This is a genomic window from bacterium, assembly GCA_035380285.1.
Classification (GTDB): Bacteria; Auribacterota; Erginobacteria; order Erginobacterales; family DAOSXE01; genus DAOSXE01.
This window is the reverse complement of the sequence record DAOSXE010000027.1, coordinates 1-22,819: the sequence shown is the minus strand read 5'-3', so window position 1 is coordinate 22,819 and position 22,819 is coordinate 1. Positions and strand designations below refer to the sequence as shown.

General features: G+C 66.8%; 20 protein-coding genes. 8 read left to right on the top strand and 12 right to left on the bottom strand.

The genetic code is table 11. The annotated features are described in order from the left end of the window. Positions 1 to 8 precede the first annotated feature (8 nt). The 6 genes from recR to PLZ73_10165 all read left to right on the top strand — a co-directional run bounded on the left by recR (position 9) and on the right by PLZ73_10165 (position 5,039). Positions 9 to 587, top strand: coding sequence for a recombination mediator RecR (recR, locus tag PLZ73_10190; protein ID HOO78245.1), 579 nt, complete (start codon positions 9 to 11; stop codon positions 585 to 587). A gap of 117 nt (positions 588 to 704) precedes the next feature. Next, positions 705 to 1,301: a 2-oxoacid:acceptor oxidoreductase family protein gene (locus PLZ73_10185; protein HOO78244.1), complete on the top strand. Its 597-nt coding sequence runs from the start codon at positions 705 to 707 to the stop codon at positions 1,299 to 1,301. 3 nt (positions 1,302 to 1,304) lie between these two features. Then, positions 1,305 to 1,637 carry a 4Fe-4S binding protein gene (locus PLZ73_10180; GenBank protein HOO78243.1) on the top strand — a complete coding sequence of 111 codons (333 nt, stop codon included), beginning with the start codon at positions 1,305 to 1,307 and terminating at the stop codon, positions 1,635 to 1,637. Between the two features lie 19 nt (positions 1,638 to 1,656). Beyond that, positions 1,657 to 2,826 (top strand): transketolase C-terminal domain-containing protein, encoded by a 1,170-nt coding sequence (locus PLZ73_10175; protein HOO78242.1) that lies wholly within the window; start codon positions 1,657 to 1,659, stop codon positions 2,824 to 2,826. Positions 2,827 to 2,841: 15 nt separating this feature from the next. Next, positions 2,842 to 3,786 carry a thiamine pyrophosphate-dependent enzyme gene (locus PLZ73_10170; GenBank protein HOO78241.1) on the top strand — a complete coding sequence of 315 codons (945 nt, stop codon included), beginning with the start codon at positions 2,842 to 2,844 and terminating at the stop codon, positions 3,784 to 3,786. A gap of 41 nt (positions 3,787 to 3,827) precedes the next feature. Beyond that, complete coding sequence (locus PLZ73_10165) at positions 3,828 to 5,039, top strand: aldo/keto reductase (protein ID HOO78240.1); 1,212 nt, start codon at positions 3,828 to 3,830, stop codon at positions 5,037 to 5,039. 16 nt (positions 5,040 to 5,055) lie between these two features. Here PLZ73_10165 and PLZ73_10160 read toward each other — a convergent pair whose 3' ends face one another. The 3 genes from PLZ73_10160 to PLZ73_10150 are packed head-to-tail and all read right to left on the bottom strand — an operon-like array spanning position 5,056 to position 10,881. Next, a complete protein-coding gene (locus tag PLZ73_10160) occupies positions 5,056 to 8,208 on the bottom strand; it encodes an efflux RND transporter permease subunit (protein HOO78239.1) in 3,153 nt (1,050 codons plus the stop codon). A 31-nt stretch (positions 8,209 to 8,239) separates the two neighbouring features. Next, on the bottom strand, positions 8,240 to 9,397 hold the full coding sequence (locus tag PLZ73_10155) for an efflux RND transporter periplasmic adaptor subunit (protein ID HOO78238.1): 1,158 nt from the start codon (positions 9,395 to 9,397) through the stop codon (positions 8,240 to 8,242). 20 nt (positions 9,398 to 9,417) lie between these two features. After that, positions 9,418 to 10,881 (bottom strand): TolC family protein, encoded by a 1,464-nt coding sequence (locus PLZ73_10150; GenBank protein ID HOO78237.1) that lies wholly within the window; start codon positions 10,879 to 10,881, stop codon positions 9,418 to 9,420. 204 nt (positions 10,882 to 11,085) lie between these two features. Here PLZ73_10150 and PLZ73_10145 point away from each other — a divergent pair, with 204 nt between their 5' ends. Together PLZ73_10145 and budA are read left to right on the top strand one after the other, a co-directional pair. Next, positions 11,086 to 12,414 carry a nucleotide sugar dehydrogenase gene (locus PLZ73_10145; GenBank protein ID HOO78236.1) on the top strand — a complete coding sequence of 443 codons (1,329 nt, stop codon included), beginning with the start codon at positions 11,086 to 11,088 and terminating at the stop codon, positions 12,412 to 12,414. After that, the gene (gene budA / locus PLZ73_10140; protein ID HOO78235.1) at positions 12,415 to 13,122 is read left to right on the top strand and encodes an acetolactate decarboxylase; all 708 of its coding nucleotides are present in this window, start codon (positions 12,415 to 12,417) and stop codon (positions 13,120 to 13,122) included. Positions 13,123 to 13,135: 13 nt separating this feature from the next. Here budA and PLZ73_10135 read toward each other — a convergent pair whose 3' ends face one another. From PLZ73_10135 to PLZ73_10095, 9 genes are all read right to left on the bottom strand, one after another. Next, positions 13,136 to 13,978, bottom strand: a complete 843-nt coding sequence (locus PLZ73_10135) for an HAD-IIA family hydrolase (GenBank protein ID HOO78234.1) — start codon at positions 13,976 to 13,978, stop codon at positions 13,136 to 13,138. Between the two features lie 19 nt (positions 13,979 to 13,997). Beyond that, positions 13,998 to 14,402, bottom strand: coding sequence for a phospholipid-binding protein (locus PLZ73_10130; GenBank protein HOO78233.1), 405 nt, complete (start codon positions 14,400 to 14,402; stop codon positions 13,998 to 14,000). Beyond that, positions 14,399 to 16,114, bottom strand: coding sequence for a sodium-dependent transporter (locus PLZ73_10125; protein ID HOO78232.1), 1,716 nt, complete (start codon positions 16,112 to 16,114; stop codon positions 14,399 to 14,401). The genes PLZ73_10130 and PLZ73_10125 overlap by 4 nt, the downstream gene beginning before the upstream one ends. 21 nt (positions 16,115 to 16,135) lie before the next feature. Next, positions 16,136 to 17,140, bottom strand: a complete 1,005-nt coding sequence (locus tag PLZ73_10120; GenBank protein HOO78231.1) for an NDP-sugar synthase — start codon at positions 17,138 to 17,140, stop codon at positions 16,136 to 16,138. 4 nt (positions 17,141 to 17,144) lie between these two features. Continuing rightward, positions 17,145 to 18,143 carry a phosphotransferase gene (locus PLZ73_10115; protein ID HOO78230.1) on the bottom strand — a complete coding sequence of 333 codons (999 nt, stop codon included), beginning with the start codon at positions 18,141 to 18,143 and terminating at the stop codon, positions 17,145 to 17,147. After that, entirely contained in the window at positions 18,140 to 18,994 is an 855-nt protein-coding gene (gene mutM, locus PLZ73_10110; protein ID HOO78229.1) for a bifunctional DNA-formamidopyrimidine glycosylase/DNA-(apurinic or apyrimidinic site) lyase, read from the bottom strand. Before mutM ends, PLZ73_10115 begins: the two co-directional genes overlap by 4 nt. Positions 18,995 to 19,009: 15 nt before the next feature. Further along, positions 19,010 to 20,362, bottom strand: a complete 1,353-nt coding sequence (locus tag PLZ73_10105) for a hypothetical protein (GenBank protein HOO78228.1) — start codon at positions 20,360 to 20,362, stop codon at positions 19,010 to 19,012. Further along, the gene (locus tag PLZ73_10100) at positions 20,359 to 21,726 is read right to left on the bottom strand and encodes a tetratricopeptide repeat protein (GenBank protein ID HOO78227.1); all 1,368 of its coding nucleotides are present in this window, start codon (positions 21,724 to 21,726) and stop codon (positions 20,359 to 20,361) included. Before PLZ73_10100 ends, PLZ73_10105 begins: the two co-directional genes overlap by 4 nt. A 215-nt stretch (positions 21,727 to 21,941) precedes the next feature. Beyond that, positions 21,942 to 22,819: hypothetical protein (locus PLZ73_10095; protein HOO78226.1), on the bottom strand; the 878-nt coding region annotated here is incomplete at its 5' end.

The following is a 22,819-nucleotide window of genomic DNA, read 5'->3' as shown; positions in this document are numbered from 1 at the left end:
CCCCGGAGATGACCGACCTGCTGGAGCGGCTGGGCCGCCTCCCCGGCCTGGGGCCCCGGAGCAGCCAGCGGATAGCCTTCCACCTCCTTCTGCGCCCGGCCGGGGAGACGAAAAAACTGGGGGAGGCCCTCGAAAAGATGAAGGCCTCGGTGCGCTTCTGCGCTTCCTGCGGGAACCTCACCAACCGCCGGACCTGCTCCATCTGCGAGGATCCGGGCCGGGACCACGGCATCATCTGCGTGGTCGAGGAGCCCAAGGACGTGGTCGCTTTCGAAGAGACCGGAAGCTACCGGGGCGGTTACCACGTGCTCATGGGGAAGATTTCCCCCCTGGACGGGGTGGGGCCGGAAGACCTTCGGATCGGCGCGCTGGTGGCCCGGATCCGGAGGCAGTCGCCCCGGGAGGTGATCGTGGCCACCGGCTCCGATCCGGAAGGGGAGACCACGGCTTTTTACCTGGCCCGGGTGCTCAAGCCCCTGGGAGTGAAGGTCACCCGCCTGGCGGCGGGAATCCCCCTGGGCACCGCGATCGATTTCGTCGATCCCGGGACTTTGACCCGGGCCCTGGAGGGCCGCCGGGACCTTTGAGTCCGGGAGGCCGCGGGGCGGAGGGTGTGCGTTGACAAGGCGGCGGCGGGGTACTAGGATTTACTTTCAAAGTATCGCAAGCGGGCGAGTCGCCCCTCGAACGAAAAAGGAGCAGCGATGGCGGAGTTGACGGAAATCAGGTGGCACGGGCGGGGAGGTCAGGGTGCGAAGACGGTCGCGGAGTTCCTCGCCCTGGTCGCCCTCAACGAAGGGAAGTACAGCCAGGGTTTCCCGGAGTACGGGCCGGAGCGGTCCGGCGCTCCGATCAAGGGCTACACCCGGATCAGCGACAGCCCCATCAAGATGCACTCGGCCGTCTACACCCCCCAGGTCGTGCTGGTGCTCGACACCAGCCTGATGGGGGCCGTCGACGTCTGCGAAGGACTGGTCCCGGGGGGCACCGTCATTCTCAACACCCCTCATTCGCCCGAGGAAGTCGTCCGGGAATACCCGGCCCTGGCGGACAAGATCGTCTGGACCCTGGACGCCGACGGGATCGCCCGGGATGAGATCGGCCGGCCCATCCCCAACATGCCCATGCTCGGAGCGTTGGTCCGGGCCACCGGGGCGGTCGAGATGAAGACGGTGGAGGAAAACATCAGGAAAGAATTTTCCGGGAAATTTTCGGAAAAGGTTCTGGAAGGCAACATCCGGGCGGTCCGGCGCGCCGGCGAGGAAGCCCGGAGCAACCGGGCGGCAACAGCTGGGAGTTGAGGCATGAGCGAGGAGAAAAAACCGGGCTGGAAAGAGATTCCGATCGGCGGGGTGATCACCGAAGCCGGCAACGCCATCGAATACAAGACCGGGGATTGGCGTTCGGAACGCCCGGTCGTGGATAAGGCGAAGTGCATCAACTGTCTCCAATGCTGGGTATTCTGCCCCGACGGTTCCATCATGGTCCGCGATGAAGCCATGGCCGGGTTCGATTACGACCATTGCAAGGGGTGCTCGATCTGCGCCCATATCTGCCCGGTCCAGGCGATCGAGATGATCTCGGAAGAACGGGTCTCGGAAATCGAGACCGACGAATGGGGCATCCGCAAGCAATAAATCAGGAAGACGAAATCCGATGAGTACGATCAAAGCACTTACGGGGAACGAAGCCGGGGCCGAGGCCATGCGCCAGATCGACCCGGACGTGGTCCCGGCCTACCCGATCACCCCCCAGACGGAGCTGATGCAGAAGTTTTCCGGCTTCGTCAGCGACGGCAAGGTCACCACCGAAATGATCCTGGTCGAATCCGAGCATTCGGCCATGAGCGCCGCGGTCGGGGCCGCGGCCGCGGGGGCCCGGGTCATGACCGCCACCTCCGCCAACGGGCTGGCCCTGATGTGGGAGGTGGTCTACATCGCCGCGTCCAGCCGCCTGCCCATCGTGATGGCGGTGGTGAACCGGGCGTTGTCGGCCCCGATCAACATTCACTGCGACCACAGCGACACCATGGGGGCCCGCGATTCGGGGTGGATCCAGATCTACGGCGAAAATTCCCAGGAAGTGTACGATAACCTTATCCAGGCGGTGAAGATCGCCGAGGATCCCCGGGTGCTGCTTCCGGTCATGTCCACCCACGACGGGTTCATCATCAGCCACACCATGGAGCGGGTGGAGACGCTGGAAGATTCGCGGGTCAGGAGTTTTGTGGGAGAGCATACCGCCCGGTATCCGCTTCTCGACACCGCCCACCCCGTCACCTACGGCCCCCTCGACCTCCAGGACTATTACTTCGAACACAAGATGCAGCAGGCCCAGGCCGTGATCGAAGCCCGTAAGGTCATCCTGGAGGTGGGGGAGGAGTACGGGAAACTCAGCGGGCGTTCCTACGGGTTTTTCGACGAGTACATGACCGAGGATGCCGAGTACGTCGTGGTCGCCCTGGGATCGGCGGCGGGCACGGCCAAGGCCGCGGTCGACGAGCTGCGGGAACGGGGGGACAAGGTGGGCGTGCTTAAGCTCAGGGTGTTCCGTCCCTTCCCCGCCCGGGAGGTGGCCGAAGCCCTGCGCGGGGCCAAGGCGGTGGCGGTCATGGACCGGTCCGAAAGCTTCAGCGGCAACGGGGGGCCGGTGGCCGCGGAAGTCCGCGCCGCCCTCTACGGCCGCACCGACGTTCCGGTTTCGGACTACGTGTTCGGCCTGGGCGGCCGGGACCTCCGGATCGATCAGGTCCAGGGGATATTCCACGACCTCAAGCGCGGGTCGTATTACCAGCAGGAGGCCCGCCACCTCGGGGTGCGGGAATAACGCGAGGTTGACGAGATGGCACTGACGTTAAAAGAACTTTCGAAAAACCCCGAAATCATCAGTCCCGGCCACCGGGCCTGCGCCGGCTGCGGGAGCATGATCGCCATCCGGCAGGCGCTGATGGCGGTGGATGGGCCGGTGGTTCTCGCCTTCGCCACCGGCTGCATGGAGGTTTCGACCACGATCTATCCCTACACCGCTTTCCGGGTGCCCTACATCCACAACGCCTTCGAGAACGCGGCCGCCACCATCAGCGGGGTGGAGACCGCCTACCGGGCCTTGAAGAAGAAGGGAAAGATCGGCGAGGACGTCAAATTCATCGCCTTCGGCGGCGACGGCGGCACCTACGATATCGGGCTGCAGTCGCTTTCCGGGGCGCTGGAGCGGGGGCACGACTTCCTCTACATCTGCTACAACAACGAAGCCTACATGAACACCGGGATCCAGCGCTCCTCGGCCACCCCGTTCGGGGCCTCGACCACGACCTGCCCCGCCGGGGACGTCGTCCCGGGAAAGAAACAGTTTCCCAAGGATCTGACCGCGATCGTGGCCGCCCACCACATCCCCTACGTCGCCCAGGCCTCGCCCCACAACTGGCGCGATTACATCGCCAAGGTCAAAAAAGCCCTGGATATCCGGGGCCCCAAGTTCATCAACGTTCTCGCCTCCTGTTTCCGGGGTTGGCGCGTGCCCCAGTTCGATTCGGTCGAGATCAACCGGCTGGCGGTGGAAACCTGTTTCTGGCCGTTGTACGAAGTGGACAACGGCCGCTGGCAGCTCAACTACAAGCCCAAGCAGAAGCTCCCCATCGAGGAATGGATCAAGAGCCAGGGCCGGTTCAAGCACCTGCTGCGCCCGGAGAACCGGGAACTGCTGTCGGAGTTCCAGGCCTGGGTCGACGCCCAGTGGGAGCAGCTCCTGGCCAAGACCGGCGACGAGGTGCGCAAGGTCGGCGCCTGAGCCGCGGTTCCGGCCGCGCGCCGGAAGCCCGGGGAAGTTTTATGCAGTACCGCCGTATCCCCGGCACCGGGGAGGAGATTTCGATTCTGGGGTTCGGCTGCATGCGCCTCCCGGTCCGCGGCGGCCGGATCGACGGCCCCCGGGCGGAAGCCATGCTGAAAAGGGCCGTCGAGGCCGGGATCAACTATTTCGACACCGCGGTTCCCTACCATAAGGGGGAAAGCGAGCCTTTCCTGGGCCGCGCCCTGGCCGGGGGGCTGCGGGAAGGGGTCCTGCTGGCGGACAAGCTCTCTCCCTGGCTGGTGGCGGCCCGCGCCGACCTGGAGCCGTACCTGGCCGGCCAGCTGAAGAGACTGCGGACCGACCGGATCGATTATTACCTCCTGCACGCTCTCGACCGCGAGTTCTGGGAGAAGCTCCGGGGGCTGGGGACGATCGAATTTCTGGAGAACGCGCGCCGCCGCGGCCAGATCCGCAACCTCGGGTTTTCCTACCACGGCGACCCCGACACCTTCCGGGAAATCGTCGACGCGTACGGCTGGGACTTCTGCCAGATCCAGTACAACTTCATCGACCGCCGCCTCCAGGCCGGGGAGGCGGGCCTGGAGTACGCCGCTTCCCGGGGGCTGGGGGTGATGATCATGGAGCCGTTGCGGGGCGGGGGGCTGGTTCGGAACCTGCCCCCGGCGGTGGCGGACGCCTGGAAACGGGCTCCGGGGGACCTGAGCCCCGCCCAGCGTTCTCTGCGATGGATCTGGAACCGGCCGGAGGCGACGACGGTCCTGTCGGGGATGAGCGCTCCCGGGCAGCTGGAGGAAAACCTGGCCGCGGCCGCCGCGGCCCCGCTTCCGGGAGAATTGGAGCCGGAGGAAGCGGAACAGGTGGAACGGGTGGCCGCTCTCTACCGGGACCTGGCCCGGACCGGTTGCACCGGTTGCCGGTACTGCCTCCCCTGCCCGGCGGGGGTGGATATTCCCCGCTGCTTCGAACTTCTGGACGGCCTGGCCGTTTTCGGCGGCCTCGGCCGCCACCGCCGGCTGTACCTGCTCGGGCCCGGAGGGATCAACGGGCCGCGTTCCGACGCCGCCCTCTGCACCGGCTGCGGGCTCTGCGAGACCGCCTGCCCCCAGGGGCTTCCCGTCCGGGAACTGCTCCGGGAAGCGGATTCGGTCCTCGGGGGCTGGCGCCTGCGCCTGGGGCGCTTCCCGGCCCGCTTCTGGATGAAGCTCCGCCGGCGTCTGCGCCGTTCCTGACCCCCCGGCGTTCCGCTCAGTCTTCGACGCCCTGTTTATCCATGGCCAGGCGGGCCGAGGTCGAGCGGGTCAGCTCGAAACGGTCGAGGACCTTTTCCTGGAAGGTCTGCATGTAGAGGAAGATCCCCGGGGTGATGAAGAGGGTGACCACCTGGGCGAAGAGCAGGCCGCCGGCGATGACCAGCCCCAGCGGCTGCCGGGAGGAGCCGTCGGCCCCATAGCCCAGGGCGATGGGAAGGGTCCCCATCACCGTGGAGGCGCTGGTCATGAGGATGGGGCGGAACCGGGCCTTGCAGGCTTCGAGGATGGCCTGGAAGGGCTTCATCCCCTTTTCTTCCATGTATTCCTTGGCGAAGTCGACCATCATGATGCCGTTCTTGGAGACGATTCCCAGGAGCATGAAGACCCCGATGTAGGCATAGATCGAGAGTTCCTGGCCGAAGAGGTAGAGGGTGAACAGGCCTCCGAAGGCGGCCGGGGGAAGCGTGGTCAGCACCGTGAAGGGATGGATGTAGCTCTCGTAGAGGATGCCGAGAATGACGTACATGATGAAGACCGCCACCAGCAGGAGGACGGAGAGGCTCTTGACCGCGTCCTCGAACTCCTGGGCTTCGCCCTGGGCCTTCCCCCCCACTTGCGGAGAGAGGATCTCCTTGAGGATCTTGTTCAGGGACTTGGTGGCGTTCCCCAGGACCACGCCCGGAGCCAGGTTGTAGGAGACGGTGGCGGAGTTGAGCCGGCTGTCGTGGGGGACGTTCTGGGGGCCGACCCCGATGCTCCAGTCGGCCACCGAGGCCAGGGGGACCAGTTCGCCCGTGGCCGGCGCCCGGATCTGGACGTTGTGGAGGTCGAGGGGCAGGTCCCGGAACCCGTCCGCCGCCTCGAGCATGATCCAGTACTGCTGGATGTCGGTGAGGTAGGTGGCGGTCTTACCCTTGGCGTAGTAGAGCGCCAGGGCGGTCTCGATGTCGGCGGCGGTGATCCCCAGGGCGGAGGCCCGGTCCCGCCTGAGTTCGACGTTGAGCTGGGGCATGTTCAGCTTGACGCTGTTCTGAATCCCGGAGAACTGTCCGGTTTTCTCCATCTCTTCCACCAGCTTGAACGAGGCCTGGTAGACGTCGTCCTTGTCCTGCCCGGAGAGGACGTAGGAGTACTTGCTGCCGGTGGCCGTGCTCTCCGCGCCCGCGGCCAGGATCAGGGAAGGCATGGGCATGATGTAGACCTGCCCCAGGTTGGAGATCTCCTGCATCTCCCGGGTCAGGACCTGGACCATCTCGATGGTGGTCAGGTCCCGGTCTTCCTTGAGGGTCCCCACCACCATCCCCGTGCTCTGGTCGGCGCCGGGGTTGCTCCCGGTGACGGTGAGGAGCCGTTCGATTTCGGGGTGGGAGTTGATGATGGAGTTGACCCGGTCCTGGAAATAGCGGATCTGGTCGGTCGAGGTCCCCTGGAGGGCGACCATCTGGCCGTAGAAGGTGCCGCTGTCCCCGATGGGCATGAAGCTTTTGGGCAGGGACGAGAAGAAGAACCCGATTCCGACCAGGCAGGCGACCCAGCCCAGGATGGCCAGGTATTTCCGGTGGAGAAACCAGGAGAGCATGGCCCCGTAGCGGTCCACCACCTGCTTGAAGACCCGCTCGACCGTCCGCTCCAGCCAGGGCTTGGATTCCTCGCTCCCGCCCTTGAGTATCCGGGCGCACATCATCGGCGAGAGGGTGAGCGCCATCAGGGTGGACATGGCGATGGCGATGATCACCACCAGGGCGAACTCCTGGAAGTTTTTCCCGATCACCCCCCCCATAAAGACCAGGGGGATGAAGACCGTGATCAGGGCCAGGCTGGTCGAGACCACGGTCCCGCTGATCTCCTCCATGCTGACGATGGCGGCCTCGAGCGGTTTCTTTCCCGCCTGGACGTAGCGGACCGTGTTTTCCAGGACGACGATGGCGTCGTCGACGAGGAAGCCGATGGAGAGGGTCAGGGCCATGAGCGAAAGGTTGTCGAGGCTGAAGCCGACCAGCATCATGACCAGGAAGGTCCCGAAGAGGGTCACCGGCAGGACCATGGAGGGGATCATGGTGTCGGAGAGGCGCCCCAGGAAGAGGAAGATGACCATGATGACGAGAATGAGGGCGATGACGATGGTCTGCTTGACGTCGTCGACCGAAGACTTGATCTGGATGGCGCGGTCGTAGAAGACGTCGACCTCGAGCGAACCGGGGAGGGTGGGCTCGATCTCGTCCAGCAGGTCCCGTATCCGCTGGGAAAGGGCGACGGCGTTGGCGCCCTGGCTCTTGGTGGCGGCGATGCAGATGTAGCCGGGCTTCATCGGTATATCCGGGCCGCCGTACATGACCTGGACCAGGTCGTTCTCCAGGCTGTCGATGGCCTCGCCCACGTCGGCGATCCGGATGGGGGCGCCGTCCTGGTAGGCGATGATCAGGTTCTCGTACTCCTCGGCGGTGGTGAGCTGGCCGTCGGGCTCGATGGAGAAGGTCCGGTGGGGCCCGTTGAGATCGCCCCCGGGGATGGTGACCGTGCTCTGCCCCAGGGCGGAGGAGACGTCGCTGAAGCTCAAACCCAGGGCGTTGAGCTTCTCCGGATCGATTTTGACCCGTACCGCCCGCTGGGCGCCGTAGATATCGACCTTGGAGATGCCCTCCAGCATGTTGATCCGCTGGGCGATCATGGTGTTGCCGTAATCGTAGAGGTCGCCCCCGGTCATGGTGGCGGAGGAGAGCATGATGTAGATGATGGGCTGGTCGGAGGGGTTGGTCTTTTCGTAGGTGGGGGGCTGGGGGAGATCGGTGGGGAGGTCCCCGGTGGCCCGCTGGATGGCGGCCTGGACGTCGGGGGCGATCAGGTCCACGCTCTTGCCCAGTTCGAAGCCGAGGGTGATGCTGGTGGTCCCGGGGGTGTTGGAGGAGATGAGAGTCTCCAGCCCCGGGATCTGCATGCACTGATCCTCGAGCGGCGAGGCGCAGGAGGAAGCCATCAGCTGCGGGCTGGCCCCCGGGTAGCTGACCGAAACGGTCATCACCGGATAGTCGACCGCGGGCAGGTCGCTGACCGGGAGCTGGGTGTAGGCGACGATGCCGAAGAGCACCAGGGTGACCATGACCAGGACGGTCATGATCGGCCTGCGGATGAATTTTTCCGAAAAGCTCATGCTCAAAAACCCTCCGCCGCCGTTGCCGGCTTCACTTCGTCTTCCCGGCGGCGGCCGGGGACGGTTGCGCGCCCTGAGCGCCCTGGTCGTCGATCACTTCGATCGGTCTTCCGTCGCGCAGGCCCAGCTGGCCGGAGGTGACCACGGTTTCGCCCGCCTTGACCCCGTCGAGGACGATTACGCCGTCCTCGATGGTGGGCCCGAGCTTGACCGGGTTGCGCATGCGGGCCTTGTGGTCGCCGTCGACGACGAAGACGTACGGCCCCTTCTGCCCGACCTGGACCGCGTCGCCGGGAACGACCACGGCGTCCTTGACGTTGCCGTAGGTCAGGGTGACCGTGACGTACTGCCCGGGCCAGAGCCGGCTGTCCCGGTTTTCGACGACGCCCCGGAGGTCGAAGCTGGCGTTCGACGGTTCCACGGTGTTGTTGAGAAAGGAGAGGGTTCCGGGATACGAGGCCGTATCCCCCGCCGGCACCAGGGCTAGGGCGAGGGGCCCCTTGGCCAGCTGGGCCGCCAGCTCCTGGAAGTATTTCTCGGAAACCGAGAAATCGACGTAGAGAGGGTCGATCTGCTTGACCGTGACCAGGGTCGGCCCCTGGTCGGCCAGGACCACGTTCCCGGGATCGACCAGGCGTTTCCCCGTCTTCCCCGCCACCGGGGAGATCACGGAGCAGTACTCCCGATTGATCCGGGCTTGATCCAGCTGGGCCGCGGCCAGGTCGCGCTGGGCCTGGGACGCGTCCACCTGGGTCTGCAGGCTGTCGTAGTCCTGCTGGGAGATCAGTTTCTTGGCCAGCAGGCCGCGGTTGCGCTCCAGGGTTATGGTGTCGAGCTTGAGCTGGGCTTCGGCCTGGGCCAGTTGGGCTTGGGCCGACTCCATCTGGGCCTGGTAGATGCCGGTTTCGACGGTAAAGAGGGCGTCACCGGCCTTGACCGTGTCTCCTTCATGGAAATGGACCGCCACCAGCTTTCCGGTGGCCTGGGCGACGATGTCCACGCTGGCCGGAGACACCAGGGTCCCGAAGGTGCTGTAGACCAGGGCCGGAGTTTCCTGTTTGGCCGTGGCCACCGTCACCCGGGCCGGAGGCAGGGACGGGGCGGGCTGCTTTTGGGAACATCCGGCCGCGGCCAGGACGGCCGGGGCCAGGATCGAGCTTACGGCCCTGAATAACCGGACGGTTTTCATCGGTTCTCGAACTCCCCTGTTCACTGGTTCAAAGTCTCGTCTTTATAGCTGGCGACGGTCAGACTGCCGGTGGAATAAGCCAGGCCCGCGATGGCCAGGTGGACGTCTCTCCGGGATGCGACCAGCTTGCTGCGGGCGGTCGAAAGCTGGCTCTGGGCCTGGAGCAGGTCGAGGATGCTGTCCAGCCCCGCCTTGTAGCTGTCGAGGGCGTAGTCGTAGGAGGCTTGCGCCGAGGCGAAGAGGGCCTTGCCCGCCTTGTATTTCTCCACCGCGGTGCCGAAGTTGTTGTAGGCGGTCCAGACGTCGGCGCTGGCCGCCAACTCGGCCTGGCGCAGCCCCTGCAGGGCGCTCTCCAGGTCGGCCTGGGCCGCCAGTTTGGCCGAACGGTCGGAAAAACCGGAGAAGATGTCCCAGTTGATCTGGAGAAAGCCGACCAGGTTCCAGCTCCGGTCGTAGGGTTCGAAATCGCCGTTGTAGCTGTACCAGGTCCCCGCGGCGTTGCCGCCGAGGTTGAGGGTAGGCCAGAGGTCCGAGTCGGCGGCGGAGACCGCCGCGGCCAGGGAACCGACCTGCGCCCGGCGCGCGGCGATATCGGGCCGTTGGGCGATGGCGGCGTCGATCATCTTCCCCACCTCTTCCCGGGGCAGGTCCAGGGGCGGTTCCCCCTGGGGGAGGGCGACGGCCAGGGGGGTATCGGCTTTCACCCCCACCGTTTGGGCGACCGTCCCCAAGGCGTCCTTGACCGTTCCCCGGGAGTCCTCGAGCGCGTAGAGGGCGTTGTAGTAATTCGATTCCGCCTGCAGTTCTTCCAGCTTCGAAGCCAACCCGGCCTGGACACGGTCCCGGGCGGCTTCCAGCGAAGTGCGGGCGTCGTCGAGGTCGGCCTGGGCCGCGGCCTCGGTGGAGACGGCGGCGTCGTAATTGAAGTAGGCCTGTTCGACCGAGAGGAGCAGGTTCTGGAGGGCCTGGTTGAATTGGTAATCGGCGGCCAAAAGCAGCTGCAGGGCCTGGTCGATCCGGGCGCCGCGTCCGCCCAGGTCGAGCAGGAGCCACGTCAGCTGCGCTCCGGGGCCGTAGGTGTACTGGTCGATATCCTGGCCCAGCACGGCGGCGGCCGGGTCCTTGACGGTGTAGTCCTCCCGCTGGTAGGTGCCGTCGGCGCTCACCGTCAGCCAGGGGTACCAGGCGGCGCGGGCTTCCCCGACCGACGCCTCCGCGGCCCGGGCCGAGGCCCAGGCCTGGCGGGTGGAGGGGTTCTGTTTCAAGGCCAGGCCGACCAGGTCCTTCAGCCCCTGCTCGGTCTCGGCCGGCGGGACCTCGGCCGATGAAATCTCCTCCCAGACCGTATCGGCCCCTTCGGGCTCCGGAGGAACCCACTCCGTATCCCACGCGGCCGGAGATTGAGTCGAGCCGCAGCCGATGGCGATCGCCGGCAACAGGCAGGCGGCGATCAGCGCGGCCAGCTCCTTTCTTCCCGAGTACATATCGACGCTCCCGGTTCGGCAGGTTGACGGTTCCGAGCCTTCTCCCGTCGGCGGAGAAGAAACATCAGTTTGAAAGTATACATTCCCGGACGGGAATGCGCCATTCCAATCCCGTTTTTCCCGTGCCGCCCCTTGACAAGCTTCGCCTCCATGGCCGATGATTCCGCCTTACGGGAAACCATCGAAACGGAGAAGAAAAGGCTCATGAAGAACCAGCGCGCCGCCGCCCTGTTGCGGAAGATCGAGGACCGGAAAGCCGTAGTCGGCGTCATCGGTCTCGGTTATGTGGGACTCCCCCTCGCCATCGAATTCGCCCGGGCCGGTTTCCCGGTGGTCGGCTTCGACCTCGACCGGACCAAGGTCGCCAAGATCAACCGGGGGGCGAGTTTCATCAAGCATATTTCCCCCGCCGCGGTTCGGGAGATTTCCGGCCGCCCCGACTGCCGGGCCACCGACGATTTCCGCCTGCTGAAGAAGGCGGACTGCATCCTGATCTGCGTTCCCACCCCCCTGACCAGCCACCGCGAACCCGATCTTTCCTACATCGAATCCACCGCCGCCGCCATTGCCGCCCACCTGCGTCCGGGACAGCTGGTGGTGCTGGAGAGCACCACCTACCCGGGCACCACCCGGGAAGTGGTGCGGCCGCCCCTGGAAGCCGGCGGCCTGAAAGCGGGCGTGGATTTTTTCCTGGCCTTCTCCCCGGAGCGGGAGGATCCCGGCAACCCCGACTTCTCGACCGGTTCCATCCCCAAGGTGGTGGGCGGGGTCGGACGCGAATGCCTGCGCCTGGCCCGGGCCCTCTACGGCGCCATCGTCCCCCGTACCGTCGCCGTTTCCAGCCCCGACGCCGCCGAGGCCACCAAGCTTCTGGAAAACATCTTCCGATCGATCAACATCGCCCTGGTCAACGAGCTGAAAGTCGTCTTCGACCGGATGGGGATCAACATCTGGGAAGTGATCGCCGCCGCCTCGTCCAAGCCCTTCGGCTATATGCCGTTTTTCCCGGGCCCCGGCCTGGGCGGGCACTGCATCCCCATCGACCCCTTCTACCTGACCTGGCGCGCCCACGAGTTCGAGATCCCCACCCGGTTCATCGAACTGGCCGGGGAGATCAACACGGCCATGCCCGAATACGTCGTCGACCGGCTCCTGCACGCCCTCAACGACGAGAGCAAGAGCCTGCGCGGGAGCACCGTTCTCCTTCTGGGGGTGGCCTACAAGCGCGACGTCGACGACATGCGCGAATCTCCCTCCCTGCGGTTGATCGAACTGCTCCTCGAACACGGGGCCAAAGTGCGTTACCACGATCCTTTCGTGGGGACGCTCCCCCCCACCCGCAAGTACCGCTATCGCCTGAAGTCGACGCCCCTGACCGCCGCCCGACTGAAGGCGGCCGACGCCGTCCTCATCGCCACCGACCACAGCTGCGTCGATTACCGGCTGGTGGGGGAAGCCGCGGCGCTGGTGGTCGATACCCGCAACGTCATGGCCCGGGTGGGGAAGGTGAAGGCCCGGGTGGTGCGGGCCTGAATGGCGGCGCCCCTGTACCTCTCCGCGCCGGTCAACGCCCTCCTGCGCGGCCTCTACCGGTCTCCGACCGCGGTAGCGTCCGTGCTGCGGCGCGGTGACTTCGGGCTGGGGACTTTCAACGATCTCGACGGGGAGATGATCGTTCTGGACGGATCGGTCTTCCGGGTCGGTTCCGACGGCGCCGTTTCCCCGGTCGATCCCCGGACCCCGACCCCGTTCGCCTGCGTGACCTTCTTCAGGCCCGATTCCTCCGAAGGTCTCGACGGCCGCGACTTCGCCGAAAGCTTTAACGGCGTTCTCGAGCGGCTGATCCCCTCTCCGAACCTTTTTTACGCTCTTAGGATCGACGGAGATTTCTCCCGGGTGCGCGTCCGGGCGGTCTCCCGGCAGGCCTCGCCGCGCCCCCTGGTCGAGGCCGCGGGGGAGCAGGCGGAGTTCGTCTTCGAGAACGTCTCCGGGACCCTGGCCGGTTTCTTCGCCCCGGACTTCATGCCCGCTCTCAGCCCTCCCGGGTTCCACCTTCATTTCCTCGACGCCGACCGGAAACGGGGAGGGCACCTGCTGGAGGTCGAAGCGCGCGCCGTCACGGTCTCCCTCCAGCACCTTTCCGAGTTGGCGCTGGCGCTGCCCCTGAGCCTCGACTTTCTGACCGCCGACCTCGATGGCGACGACCGCGGCGAACTGGCCCGGGCCGAAGGCCGGGCGTAGCGGCTTCGGGGCTTCAGCCCTTCCCGGCGCGGCGGGGCAGGGCTTCCAGGGCCTCGGCCAGGGAAGCGATGTCGGGGAAGACGGCGTCGGGCTTGACGGCGCCGCCGTCGAGGTCCCCCCGGCCGGTCACCCCGGTCAGGACCAGCACCGAAGCCATCCCCAGCCGTGCGGCCCCGGCGATGTCGGTGTCGAGCCGGTCGCCGAGCATGACCGTCTCCCCCGGCGCCGTCCCCAGGCGCCGCAGGGCTTCCCGGTAGATCGCGGGTTCGGGTTTCCCCACCACCAGGGGGGGGACCCCCGTAGCCGCTTCCAGGGCCTTGAGTTGGGCCCCGCATCCGGGCACGGGGCCCTCGGGGGTGGGGTAGGAAAGGTCGGGGTTGGCCCCGACGAAAAACGCGCCGCGGTGGATGAGAATCGAGGCCCGGGCCAGCTTCTCCCAGGTCAGGGAACGGTCCCACCCCACAACCACGATCTCCGCCTCCTCTTCCGAGAGCGAAAACCCCGCCGCCTCCAGGGCCCGGCTCAGGCCCTCCCCGCCGATGAGAAACACCCTTCCCCCGCGGGGGAACCGTTCGCGGAGGAAGGCGGCCGTGGCCTGGGCCGAAGTCAGCACCCGGTCCGTCCCCGCCTCCACCCCGAACCGCTCCAGTTTGCGGACGTAGGATTCGGGGGTGGAACTGGAGTTGTTGGTGGCGAGGACGAAGGCGATTCCCCGGGCCGCCAGCGCGGAGAAAAAACCGCGCAGGCCCGGCAGCGGCGTATCGCCCAGCCAGAGGACCCCGTCCATATCGACGATCATCCCCCGGGCCCGGGCGAGAAATTCGGCGCCGACGGCTCCGCTCTCCGGTCCGGTCATCGGACGATACCGCCCCCCGCTAAGGGCAGCAGGGGACCGTCTCCTCTCCGCGGCCGATGACCAGGCTTCCCGTGTCCAGGGCCTCGACCGTCAGGCGGTAGTCGTGGCGTCCCTCGGGGGGGCACGGGCCCCGGTAGCCGTTCAGGGCTCCGGCGGGGATGATCGGCGATCCCCGGTAGGGAACGGTTCCTCCCCCGTGTGGGTAGGAGGGCACGTTCAGATCGACGAGCTTGACCCGCAGGTAGGCGGTTCCGGGGGGAACGCCTACGACCTCGATGCGTGGGGAAAAGGAGGTGCAGATGTTGGCTTCGGTCCAGCGGAAGCTCACGGTCAGGGGGGCAACCGCAGGTTCGGCCGCCGCCGCCGGCGCCCCGAGCAGGAAAGCGAGCAGGACCGCCGCGCGCCGGCCGCGTCCGGCGCTCATTCCTCCGGCTCCCGGGTGCCCTTGCGCGCCAGCAGCAGGCAGAAAATCAACGTTCCGAAGAGGAAGGCGGCGGCCAGCCCGGCGAAGATGGCGGTGGCCAGGGGAGCTTCCGCCGGAAGGCAGAGGCGGAAAAGAGCGACCACCACGCCGCCCCCGGCCAGCAGCGCGATCAGTTTCCAGTTCCGGGCGAGGGCGAAGGCGACCACGAAGAGGGCGAGGAAGACCACCGGGGCCACCCAGAGGTAGCGGTCGAAGTCGGTCCCCCCGGCCCCGTACAGGTCCCCCCGGGTGAACTCGTTGAGGAGGTTGGAGAAGATCAGGTACCCCAGGATCAGGGGGGTGATGAACTTGATGCAGAGCTCCCACCACCCCCAGAGCTTGATCTCCGAATATTCGTTGATGAAGTCGCGCAGCCGGTCGGTCTGAAAGAAATAACCGACGATGACGCATTCCAGCAGCCCGACCACGACCAGGCCGTAGTCGTTGGACCAGTGGTCGAAGATGTCCAGCCAGTTGAGGCCGGAGCGGTTGGCGAAGAAGACGATCCCGACCCCGAGCCCGAAAAGGCAGAGCGCGGCGGTGAGCGAGCGGGTGGTCAGGCGCGGGTACCGGTCGCGCAGCCCGCCGACGGCCCCCTCGATCAGGGAAAAGAGGGAATCGATACCCAGGGAGAGAAGCATGACGAAGAAGAGCACCCCGACGATCGGAGGCCAGAGCCAGCCGAACTGCCCCATCTGGGAGACGGCCGTGGGATAGGTGACGAAGACCAGGCCGGGCCCCCCGGCCAGCACCTTGTCGATGGGAACACCGCCCTTCTGCAGGGCCAGAAAACCCAGGACCGAGAAGACGGCGAAGCCGGCGAAGAAACTGGTGGCGCAGTTGGCGAAGCAGGTTATGAAGGCGTTGTTGGAGATATCGCCCCGGCGGGGCAGGTAGCTGGCGTATGCGATCATGACGCCGAAGCCGAGGGTAAGCGAGAAAAATATCTGTCCGTAGGCGGCCAGCCAGGTCGCCGGGTCCTTGAGCGCCTCGAAGTTGGGGGTAAGGTAGTAGATGATCCCGTCGGCGGCCCCGGGGAGGGTGAGGCCGCGGACGACCAGGATGAGAAGGACCACCACCGGGAGGGGGACGGTCAGCATCACCACTTTCCCCACGCGCCTGACCCCCCGGGAGAGGATGAGGTAAACCGAGATCCAGGTGACGGCCAATCCCCCCACCAGGGGCCAGACCAGTTGCCACATCTCCCCGGCCCGGGTGCTGTGGTTGCGGACGACGTCGCTGAAGAACAAGGGTTCGTAGATATCGGAAAACCCCGCCGAAGCCTGGGACCAGGGCATGATCCCGTGGGTGAAGAACCCGGAAAACGAGTAGTAGAGGTATTCGACCGAGTAGGCCATGATGATGGCGTAGTACACGGAGATGACCATCCCGATGCCCAGCGAGAACCACCCCACCCATTCGGTGTGGCGGTTGATCCGGCCCAGGGCGCGCGGCGCCGCTCCCTGCATCATTCTCCCCACCCCGTATTCGAGAATCATCAGCGGCACCCCGGCGGTGAGCAGGGCCACGAAGTAGGGGATGAAGAACGCGCCGCCCCCATGGCGGTAACAGGTCACCGGAAACCGCCAGACGTTGCCCAGGCCGACGGCGCTCCCGATCGCGGCCATGACGAAGGCCGTGCGGCTGTCCCAGCGCTCTCTGATTTCCGCCATCGGCTCCTCCGTTTCCGCCCCCTACGAGGCGTTTTCGGCGATGGGCACCTCCCCGAAGGGGGTGACGATGCAGTTGCGCTTGGCGGTTCCGGCCGGGACCTCGGTCCCGGGCCAGACCAGGACGTTCTCCAGACGGCAGCCGCGGCCGACCCGGGCGCCCGACCCCACCAGGACGGTGGGCCCGATCCGGCTCTCTTCCCCGATGACGCAGTCGTCGCCGAGGTAGACGGGATAATAGAAACTGACTCGGGGCCCGATGGCCGAACGCTTCCCGGCGTGGATCCCCCGGCGGGTGAAATCCTCCCGACCCCGGTAGAAGAAAGAGGGCGATTTGCCCCGCAGGAAATCGCGGTTGGCCTCCCAGTAGGAGCCGATGGTCCCGATCTCCCGCCAGTAGCCGTTGACCGCCATTCCCGCGATCCGCATTCCCTGCTCCAGGGCCTTGCGGTAGCCGTCCTCGACGAGGCAGAGCGCTTTTCTCCCGCCCAGCAGGCCGATGAACGCGGGGGAAAGGTACTGGACCCCGGTAAAAATATAGCCGGGGCCGGGCTGTTCCCCGCCGATGCGGGTGACCATGGCGTAGCGGTCCAGGTACACGGGGGTGTAGGGGGAACTCTGGGGGCGGGGAAGAAGGGCCATGGTCGCCGCCGCTTCCTTGGCCAACTGCACCCGGGCGAGCTTGAGGTAGTCGAAGTCCACCAGCGTGTCGGCGTTGGCGACGAGGACGTCTTCCCCCTTCCACCTGCGGGCGGCGGCCCGGACGCCACCCCCGGTCCCCAGGAGCCGTTTCTCCCGCGAGTACGAGATCGCGATCCCGGCGAAGGACCCGTCCCCGAGCACCTCGGCCACGCTCTCTCCCAGGTGGTGAAGGTTGACGACGATCTCCTTGACTCCCATCTCCCGCAGGTGGGCGATCTGGTAGTAGATGCAGGGCCGGTCTCCGACCGGGAAGAGGGCTTTGGGGTAGAACTCGGATAGGGGCAGAAGGCGGGTTCCTTTCCCGGCGCTCAGCAACATGGCTTTCATGATGTCACACGCTCTCCTCGGCGGCGCCCCGGTGGAGCGGTTCCCAGTTCCGGAAGAGGTCCGAATACCCCCGGAATTCCGCTCGCCCGACGACGATCTCCCGCGCCCATTCCCGGGCACGGTCCAGGTACCGCAGGAAAACCCGGTTCCCGGTCGCCCGGAAGACTTTCCCGTAGGTCCCGGCCGCTTTCAAAAGCCTTTGCAGCGACATAGTATCACAGTCGCGCTCGAACTCGGAGAGCGAAATGCCCCGCAGGAATCGGGGACGAAGGGAGAAATAGCCCTCCAGGACCCGCCGGGAGCGGTCCGGGTTCCGGGAGACGTAAGGGTCGTAGGCCAGGGAGACGGGGTCGTAGGTGTAGGGGCCGGCGCGGCAGTCCTGGAAATCGAGCACCTTCAACTCCTTCCCGACGACCATGAGATTGCGGGAATGGTAGTCGCGGTGACAGAAACAGAACGGTTGCTCGAGCGCGGCCTCCGTCACCCGCGCGAAGAGCTCCCGCCAGGTTTTTTCCGGTCCGCGCGGCGCCACCGTTTCCAGGAACATAAGCAGTTCCCGTTCGAAGATCGCCCCGTCGAAGGGGGGGGAGAAGGCCGGTTCCCCCCGGCCCAGGTTTCCCTGCATCCGCACCAGGATCTCCACGGCCCGGCGGTAGAGTTCCGCGAGGTCCGCCGGTCCCTCCTTCCCGGCGCGGTCCTGCAGGGTTTCCCGTCCGCAGTCCTCCACCAGAACCGCGCCCGCCGCCACGTTCCCTCCGCGAACGGCCGGGACCGGAACTCCGGCCCGGGCGAGCTCTCGGGCAGTCGCCAGGTACAGATCCGCCCCGGCCTCCTCCCCGGGCGGGTAGAGGACGGCCACGGCGGTTCCGCCGCCGGGCGACCGCACCCGGAAGAACGTCCGGGAGGATATGTCTCCGGCCAGGGGTTCCGGCGCCGCTCCGGCCCCCTGCGGTCCGGCCACGGCCGCGATTTGAGCTTGCCGGCGCTCCGCCGCGGACGTCATCGCGGTTCCCGCTGGCAGCGGGGGCAGAAGTGAGCGGTTCTCCCCCCGGTCTTCAGCGTCAGGATGGGGGCGGAACAGGCGGGGCAGGGAAGCCCCCGCCGCTGGTAGACCCGCAACCGGTTCTGAAATCTCCCCAGCCTCCCCTCGCCGTCGACGTACTGCCGGTCGGCGGCGCTGGTCCCCTGATGCGCGATCGCTTCGCGCAGGACCCGGCGCACGGCGCCGTGTAGGGCCCGGACGCGGGCTCCGTCCAGGTTTCCCCCGGGGACGAGAGGATGGATCCGGGCCCGGAACAGCGCTTCGTCCGTGTAGATGTTGCCCAACCCCGCCACCAGGGTCTGGTTCAGGAGCAGGGCCTTGATCGGGGCCGTCCGCCCCGCCAGCGCCCGGGCCAGATTTTCCCGGCTCCAGGTTGGCGAGAGCGGTTCGGGCCCGAGCCGGAAGGGATCGACGGCGGTCCGGCCGGCCGGTTCCGAGTAGACGTACGCCTCTCCGAACTTGCGGGGATCGTTGGCGTAAAGGACGGAGCCGCCCTCCAGGGAAAATCCGATCCGGGCGTGGCGAGGAACCTCCGCGGCCGCGGGGCGCAGCAGCAGCTGGCCGCTCATGCCCAGATGGACGACGAGGATCTCCCCGGAGTCGAGGTCGAAGAGAAGGTATTTGGCCCGGCGCCGGACGTCTTCGATGCGCCGCCCCACCAGGAGACGCTTGAATTCGGCCGGCGAACGCATTCCCCGCAGCCAGCGGCACCCCTTGGGGTCGGGAAAAACCCGGACCCCGAGAATGTCTCGGCCCACGACCCTCGGGAGAAGACAGCGCCGAATAGTCTCGACTTCGGGCAGTTCCGGCATGTATTCCCGGGGAAGCTATTCCCCCAGTTCTGCTTCCAGGTGTTCGGCTTGGCGTCGGGCCTGCCGGGCCTGTTCCCAGTCGCCCAACGCCCGGTAAGCCCGGCTGAGAACGGCGTAGCCGCGGATCTTGTCCCGGGCGTATTTTTCCGGGGTTTTCTCCAGGCCGGAGCTGATGGCCTCCACCGCCCGCAGCGGGTAGCCCTTGGCCAGCAGAATTTCCCCCCGCGCCACCGCCGCCCGGGTGTTCCCCGGGAACATCCTTTCCAGGAGGTCGAGAACGCGCCCGGCTTTGTCCAGGTCGTGTTCGGCGATCAGGGCCTCGGCCAGGGGCATGAACGCCTGGTAGGCGTCGAGGGCGCCGTCGAGCGCCCCGGTCAGAGTCCGGGCGAAGGCGGCCTCCTCCCGTTGCCCCAGCCGGTCGCAGGCGCGGGCGAGAAGCCCGTAGCCGCGGCGCAGCTCCCACCGGTAGAAATAGGGGGTTCCCCGTATCCCCGCCTCCAGCGCCGCGCGGGCAGCTTCCGGATCCGCCTCGGCCAGGGCCAGTTCCCCCCGGGCCAGGTTCACCCGGGAGTTGCCGGGGAACGTAGCGTCCAGGTCAGCGATCAGGGTCCGGGCTTCCTCCGTTTTCCCCGCCGCCAGCTTCAATTCGCAGAGGTTGATCAGGCCGGCGAAAGCGCCCGGTTTCTCCTCCAGAACGGTCCGGAGCTGGCGCTCCGCTTCCGCCCACTTCCCCAACCGGGCGCAGGCCAGGGCCAGCGTGATCCTCAGCTCCTGGTCGGGCCGCTCGAGGGCGAAGGCTTTCTTCAGCCATCGCACCGATTCCCGCCAGTTCCCCGCCTTGAAGTGGAAGCGCCCCAGGTCCCGGGCCCGGCCCTGGGTGACGCCGTAACCCCGAACCAGTTTTTTCAGGGCCCGCAGCGTTCCGGGAACGTCCGAGGTTTCCTTGCAGACGAAGACGATCCGCTCCAGGCTCTGTTCTTTGAAAGCCGCCGTTTCCTCGACCCGGCGGTACATGGCCAGGGCCTTGTGGGCCTGCCCCCGGCGGACATAGTACCGCTCCAGCTTCTCGTAGGCCAGGTAGTGGTCGGGGAAGGCCCGGGTGATGTTTCTCAGGGTCTTCTCGGCCGCCTGGTGGAAACCGGCCTGTTGCTGGGCCCGGGCCAGGTGCTGGAGCAGGCCCAGGTCTCCGGGAATGTTCTCCAGGCCCCGGCGGAGCACGGCGGCCGCCGAGCGGGGGCGTTCGACTTCCCGGAGCAGCCGGGCCATCTCCTTGTAGGCCGAAGCCCGGGAGGGGTGTTCCCGTATCTCCCGGCTCAGATTGCGGATCCGGGGATCGTCGCGGCCGGTCGTCGCGGTCGACGAGGTCATGAGTTTCCTTTCCGCGCCCGGGGCGCATGGCGGGTTCCGGCGGCCGCCGCCTCGCGGCGCGCGGCTTCGGCCTCCTCGCGGCGGCCGTTCTCCCGGTGGATTTCCTCCAGCAGGCGCAAGCCCCGGAGTCGGTCGGCCAGATAGCGGGGATCGCGTTCCGCCGCGGCCCGCCGGGCGAAGTCGGCGGCTTCGGCCGTTCGGCCCAGAAGCTTGAGCGCCTCGGCTTTGCGGGCGCAGCCCAGCGAGTTGTCGGGGAAACGCTCCAGGAGTTCGTCGGCCCCCAGGAGCGCCGTTTCGAACCGTTTCTTGTTCAGAAGTTCTTCGATCAGGGCGGCCATGATCTTGAAATAATCGCCGCCGCGCCGCAGCCTGCGGGCCAGGCGGCGGTAGAGAGCGGGCAGGGGCCCCTTGACCCCGGTTTTCTTCATGGCTTCGGCCATGGTCTCGTAGCCCAGGGCCAGTTCGTCGGTGTAGTAGAAGGGGGTGAGACGGTAATTGGCGCGGGCGGTCTCCAGGGCTTCGGCGGCGCGCCCCCGCTCGAGCATGATCCGGGCACGGTTGAGGTTGACCCGGGAATTCCCGGGCCAGCGGGCGTCCAGTTTTCTCAAGCGTTCTTCCGCCGCCTCCAGGTCTCCGTCCTCGATATCCATCTCCGCCAGCTGCATGTTCCCGCCGTAGTACCCGTGCCGGATCCCGGTCAGGCCGAGGAAGGTCTCCCGGGCCCCGGTTCTGTCCCCCGAGCGCTTCTGGCAGAGCCCGAGCAGAAAGGGGACGTCGGGGTTTTCGGGGCTGAGCCGGGCCGCCTGCCGGTAGAAGGCGATCGCTTCCCGGGGGCGGTCGAGGCGGTCGAGCAGGCGTGCCCGGTCCTTGACCCGGCCGAACTCCGGGCCGAATTCGGCGATCAGGCGCTCCGCCGCGTCCAGGGCGGGCCGCCACTTCCCTTCTTCCTTATAAATCTCGACCAGTTTCTTGAGGGCGCGTTCCCGGAGGGGACTGCCGCCGGGGACCGCCTCGAGCAGGGGGGCGACGGCCGTTCTCCGGCCCTGCTTCTTATAGACCCGGGCCAGGCGCTCGTAGGGGAGGAAACGCACGGCCCCGCGTTTGATCAAGGCCCGCAGTACCCGCGCCGCCTCGGGCAGGCGCCCGGCGTTTTCGTAGACGTGGGCCAGCAGCACTCGGGTCTCCCGGTCGCCCGGGTCCCGGCGCGCCGCCTGTTTGAGAACGGCGACGGCGCCGTCGCAGTTGTCGCGCTTGGCCAGGACCCGGGCCAGCCGCCGGTAGGCGGAAAGTTGCTCGGGGTGTTCTCGGATTTTTTGAAACAGATCCTGTTCTTCGCCGGATTTCAGGTCTAGCTGCGCGGTCATTCCGTGGCCTCAACTGCGGTCTCTTCAGAGAAGAACACCAAGTGTAACCCCCGGAGGGCAATTGTCAACAGTTTCTCAACAGAAATACCCGGGTTTTCCACAATTATCCACAGTTTATCAACGGGATTATCCACAATTCCTACCGGAAGGGTTCACGAAAAACCGGCTCTCTTCCGCCGCTTCGGGCGGCGGAAGAGAGCCGTAGACCCGCGGATTCAACGGGTGAGAGGAAGATCCCCGTTTTGCCCGAAATAGAAGAAGTCGCCGGCGGTATTGGTCCAGAGTCCGGTGGCGGGGCGGAAGATCCCGGGATCTTCGATGCCGTCGCCGTCGTAATCGGCGTTGACCGGCCGGTCCAGGCATTGCCCGAACCAGACCCGGGTGACCCACCGGACCGTCCAGAGCCCGGACGAAGGCCGGAAGACGGCGATCTCCCAGACGCTGTCCCCCTCGTAATCGCCGACGGCGGGCCAGTCCCCCATCCGCCCGAGGTAAGCCCGGGTCAGGTTCCGGACCCGCCAGAGGCCGTTGGAGGGTCTGAAGACGGCGGGGAGGAAGGACCGTTGAGCGGTGAAATGGCCGGGGACGGTGAAATCGTCTTCCTGCCCGAACCAGAAACGGGTCAAACCCCGGACCATCCAGGCCCCGGTGGAGGGGCGGTACACGGCCGGGTCGACCCGGCCGTCGCCGGTATAGTCGACGGGCAGGGGTCGGTCGCCGCTTTGCCCATAGAAAAATCGGGTCAGGTTCCGGATCAGCCAGCGGCCGTTGCGGAAAACCCCGATATCGGTGGTGTAGTCCCCGTCGTAATCGCCGGGCACGGGCCGGTCGGTCCCTTGCCCGTAGTAGACGAAGGTAACCCCGCGCACGGCCCAGAGCCCGAGACCGGGCCGGTAGAGGGCGATGTCGATCACGCCGTCGCCGTTGTAGTCGCTGGACTCCATGACCAGGTAATCGTCCGGGCCCGCGGGCCCGCAGGGGACCGAGGGGGTGACGGAGGCGGTGGGGACCGGAGTGGGGGTGGGGGGCGGGGTCTTGTACCCCTCCGGGGTGGGGGTCTGGGTTTTACCCGGGGGCGCCCTCTCCGACCGCG

Excerpts from the sequence above, each read along its gene's own strand:
- PLZ73_10115 (HOO78230.1), bottom strand. The coding sequence starts at position 18,143 with ATGACGTCCGCGGCGGAGCGCCGGCAAGCTCAAATCGCGGCCGTGGCC.
- PLZ73_10170 (HOO78241.1), top strand. The coding sequence starts at position 2,842 with ATGGCACTGACGTTAAAAGAACTTTCGAAAAACCCCGAAATCATCAGT.
- budA (HOO78235.1), top strand. The coding sequence starts at position 12,415 with ATGGCGGCGCCCCTGTACCTCTCCGCGCCGGTCAACGCCCTCCTGCGC.
- PLZ73_10130 (HOO78233.1), bottom strand. The coding sequence starts at position 14,402 with ATGAGCGCCGGACGCGGCCGGCGCGCGGCGGTCCTGCTCGCTTTCCTG.
- PLZ73_10155 (HOO78238.1), bottom strand. The coding sequence starts at position 9,397 with ATGAAAACCGTCCGGTTATTCAGGGCCGTAAGCTCGATCCTGGCCCCG.
- PLZ73_10100 (HOO78227.1), bottom strand. The coding sequence starts at position 21,726 with ATGACCGCGCAGCTAGACCTGAAATCCGGCGAAGAACAGGATCTGTTT.
- PLZ73_10180 (HOO78243.1), top strand. The coding sequence starts at position 1,305 with ATGAGCGAGGAGAAAAAACCGGGCTGGAAAGAGATTCCGATCGGCGGG.
- PLZ73_10135 (HOO78234.1), bottom strand. The coding sequence starts at position 13,978 with ATGACCGGACCGGAGAGCGGAGCCGTCGGCGCCGAATTTCTCGCCCGG.
- PLZ73_10175 (HOO78242.1), top strand. The coding sequence starts at position 1,657 with ATGAGTACGATCAAAGCACTTACGGGGAACGAAGCCGGGGCCGAGGCC.
- PLZ73_10185 (HOO78244.1), top strand. The coding sequence starts at position 705 with ATGGCGGAGTTGACGGAAATCAGGTGGCACGGGCGGGGAGGTCAGGGT.
- mutM (HOO78229.1), bottom strand. The coding sequence starts at position 18,994 with ATGCCGGAACTGCCCGAAGTCGAGACTATTCGGCGCTGTCTTCTCCCG.
- PLZ73_10160 (HOO78239.1), bottom strand. The coding sequence starts at position 8,208 with ATGAGCTTTTCGGAAAAATTCATCCGCAGGCCGATCATGACCGTCCTG.
- PLZ73_10125 (HOO78232.1), bottom strand. The coding sequence starts at position 16,114 with ATGGCGGAAATCAGAGAGCGCTGGGACAGCCGCACGGCCTTCGTCATG.
- PLZ73_10105 (HOO78228.1), bottom strand. The coding sequence starts at position 20,362 with ATGACCTCGTCGACCGCGACGACCGGCCGCGACGATCCCCGGATCCGC.
- PLZ73_10120 (HOO78231.1), bottom strand. The coding sequence starts at position 17,140 with ATGAAAGCCATGTTGCTGAGCGCCGGGAAAGGAACCCGCCTTCTGCCC.
- recR (HOO78245.1), top strand. The coding sequence starts at position 9 with ATGACCGACCTGCTGGAGCGGCTGGGCCGCCTCCCCGGCCTGGGGCCC.
- PLZ73_10165 (HOO78240.1), top strand. The coding sequence starts at position 3,828 with ATGCAGTACCGCCGTATCCCCGGCACCGGGGAGGAGATTTCGATTCTG.
- PLZ73_10150 (HOO78237.1), bottom strand. The coding sequence starts at position 10,881 with ATGTACTCGGGAAGAAAGGAGCTGGCCGCGCTGATCGCCGCCTGCCTG.
- PLZ73_10145 (HOO78236.1), top strand. The coding sequence starts at position 11,086 with ATGAAGAACCAGCGCGCCGCCGCCCTGTTGCGGAAGATCGAGGACCGG.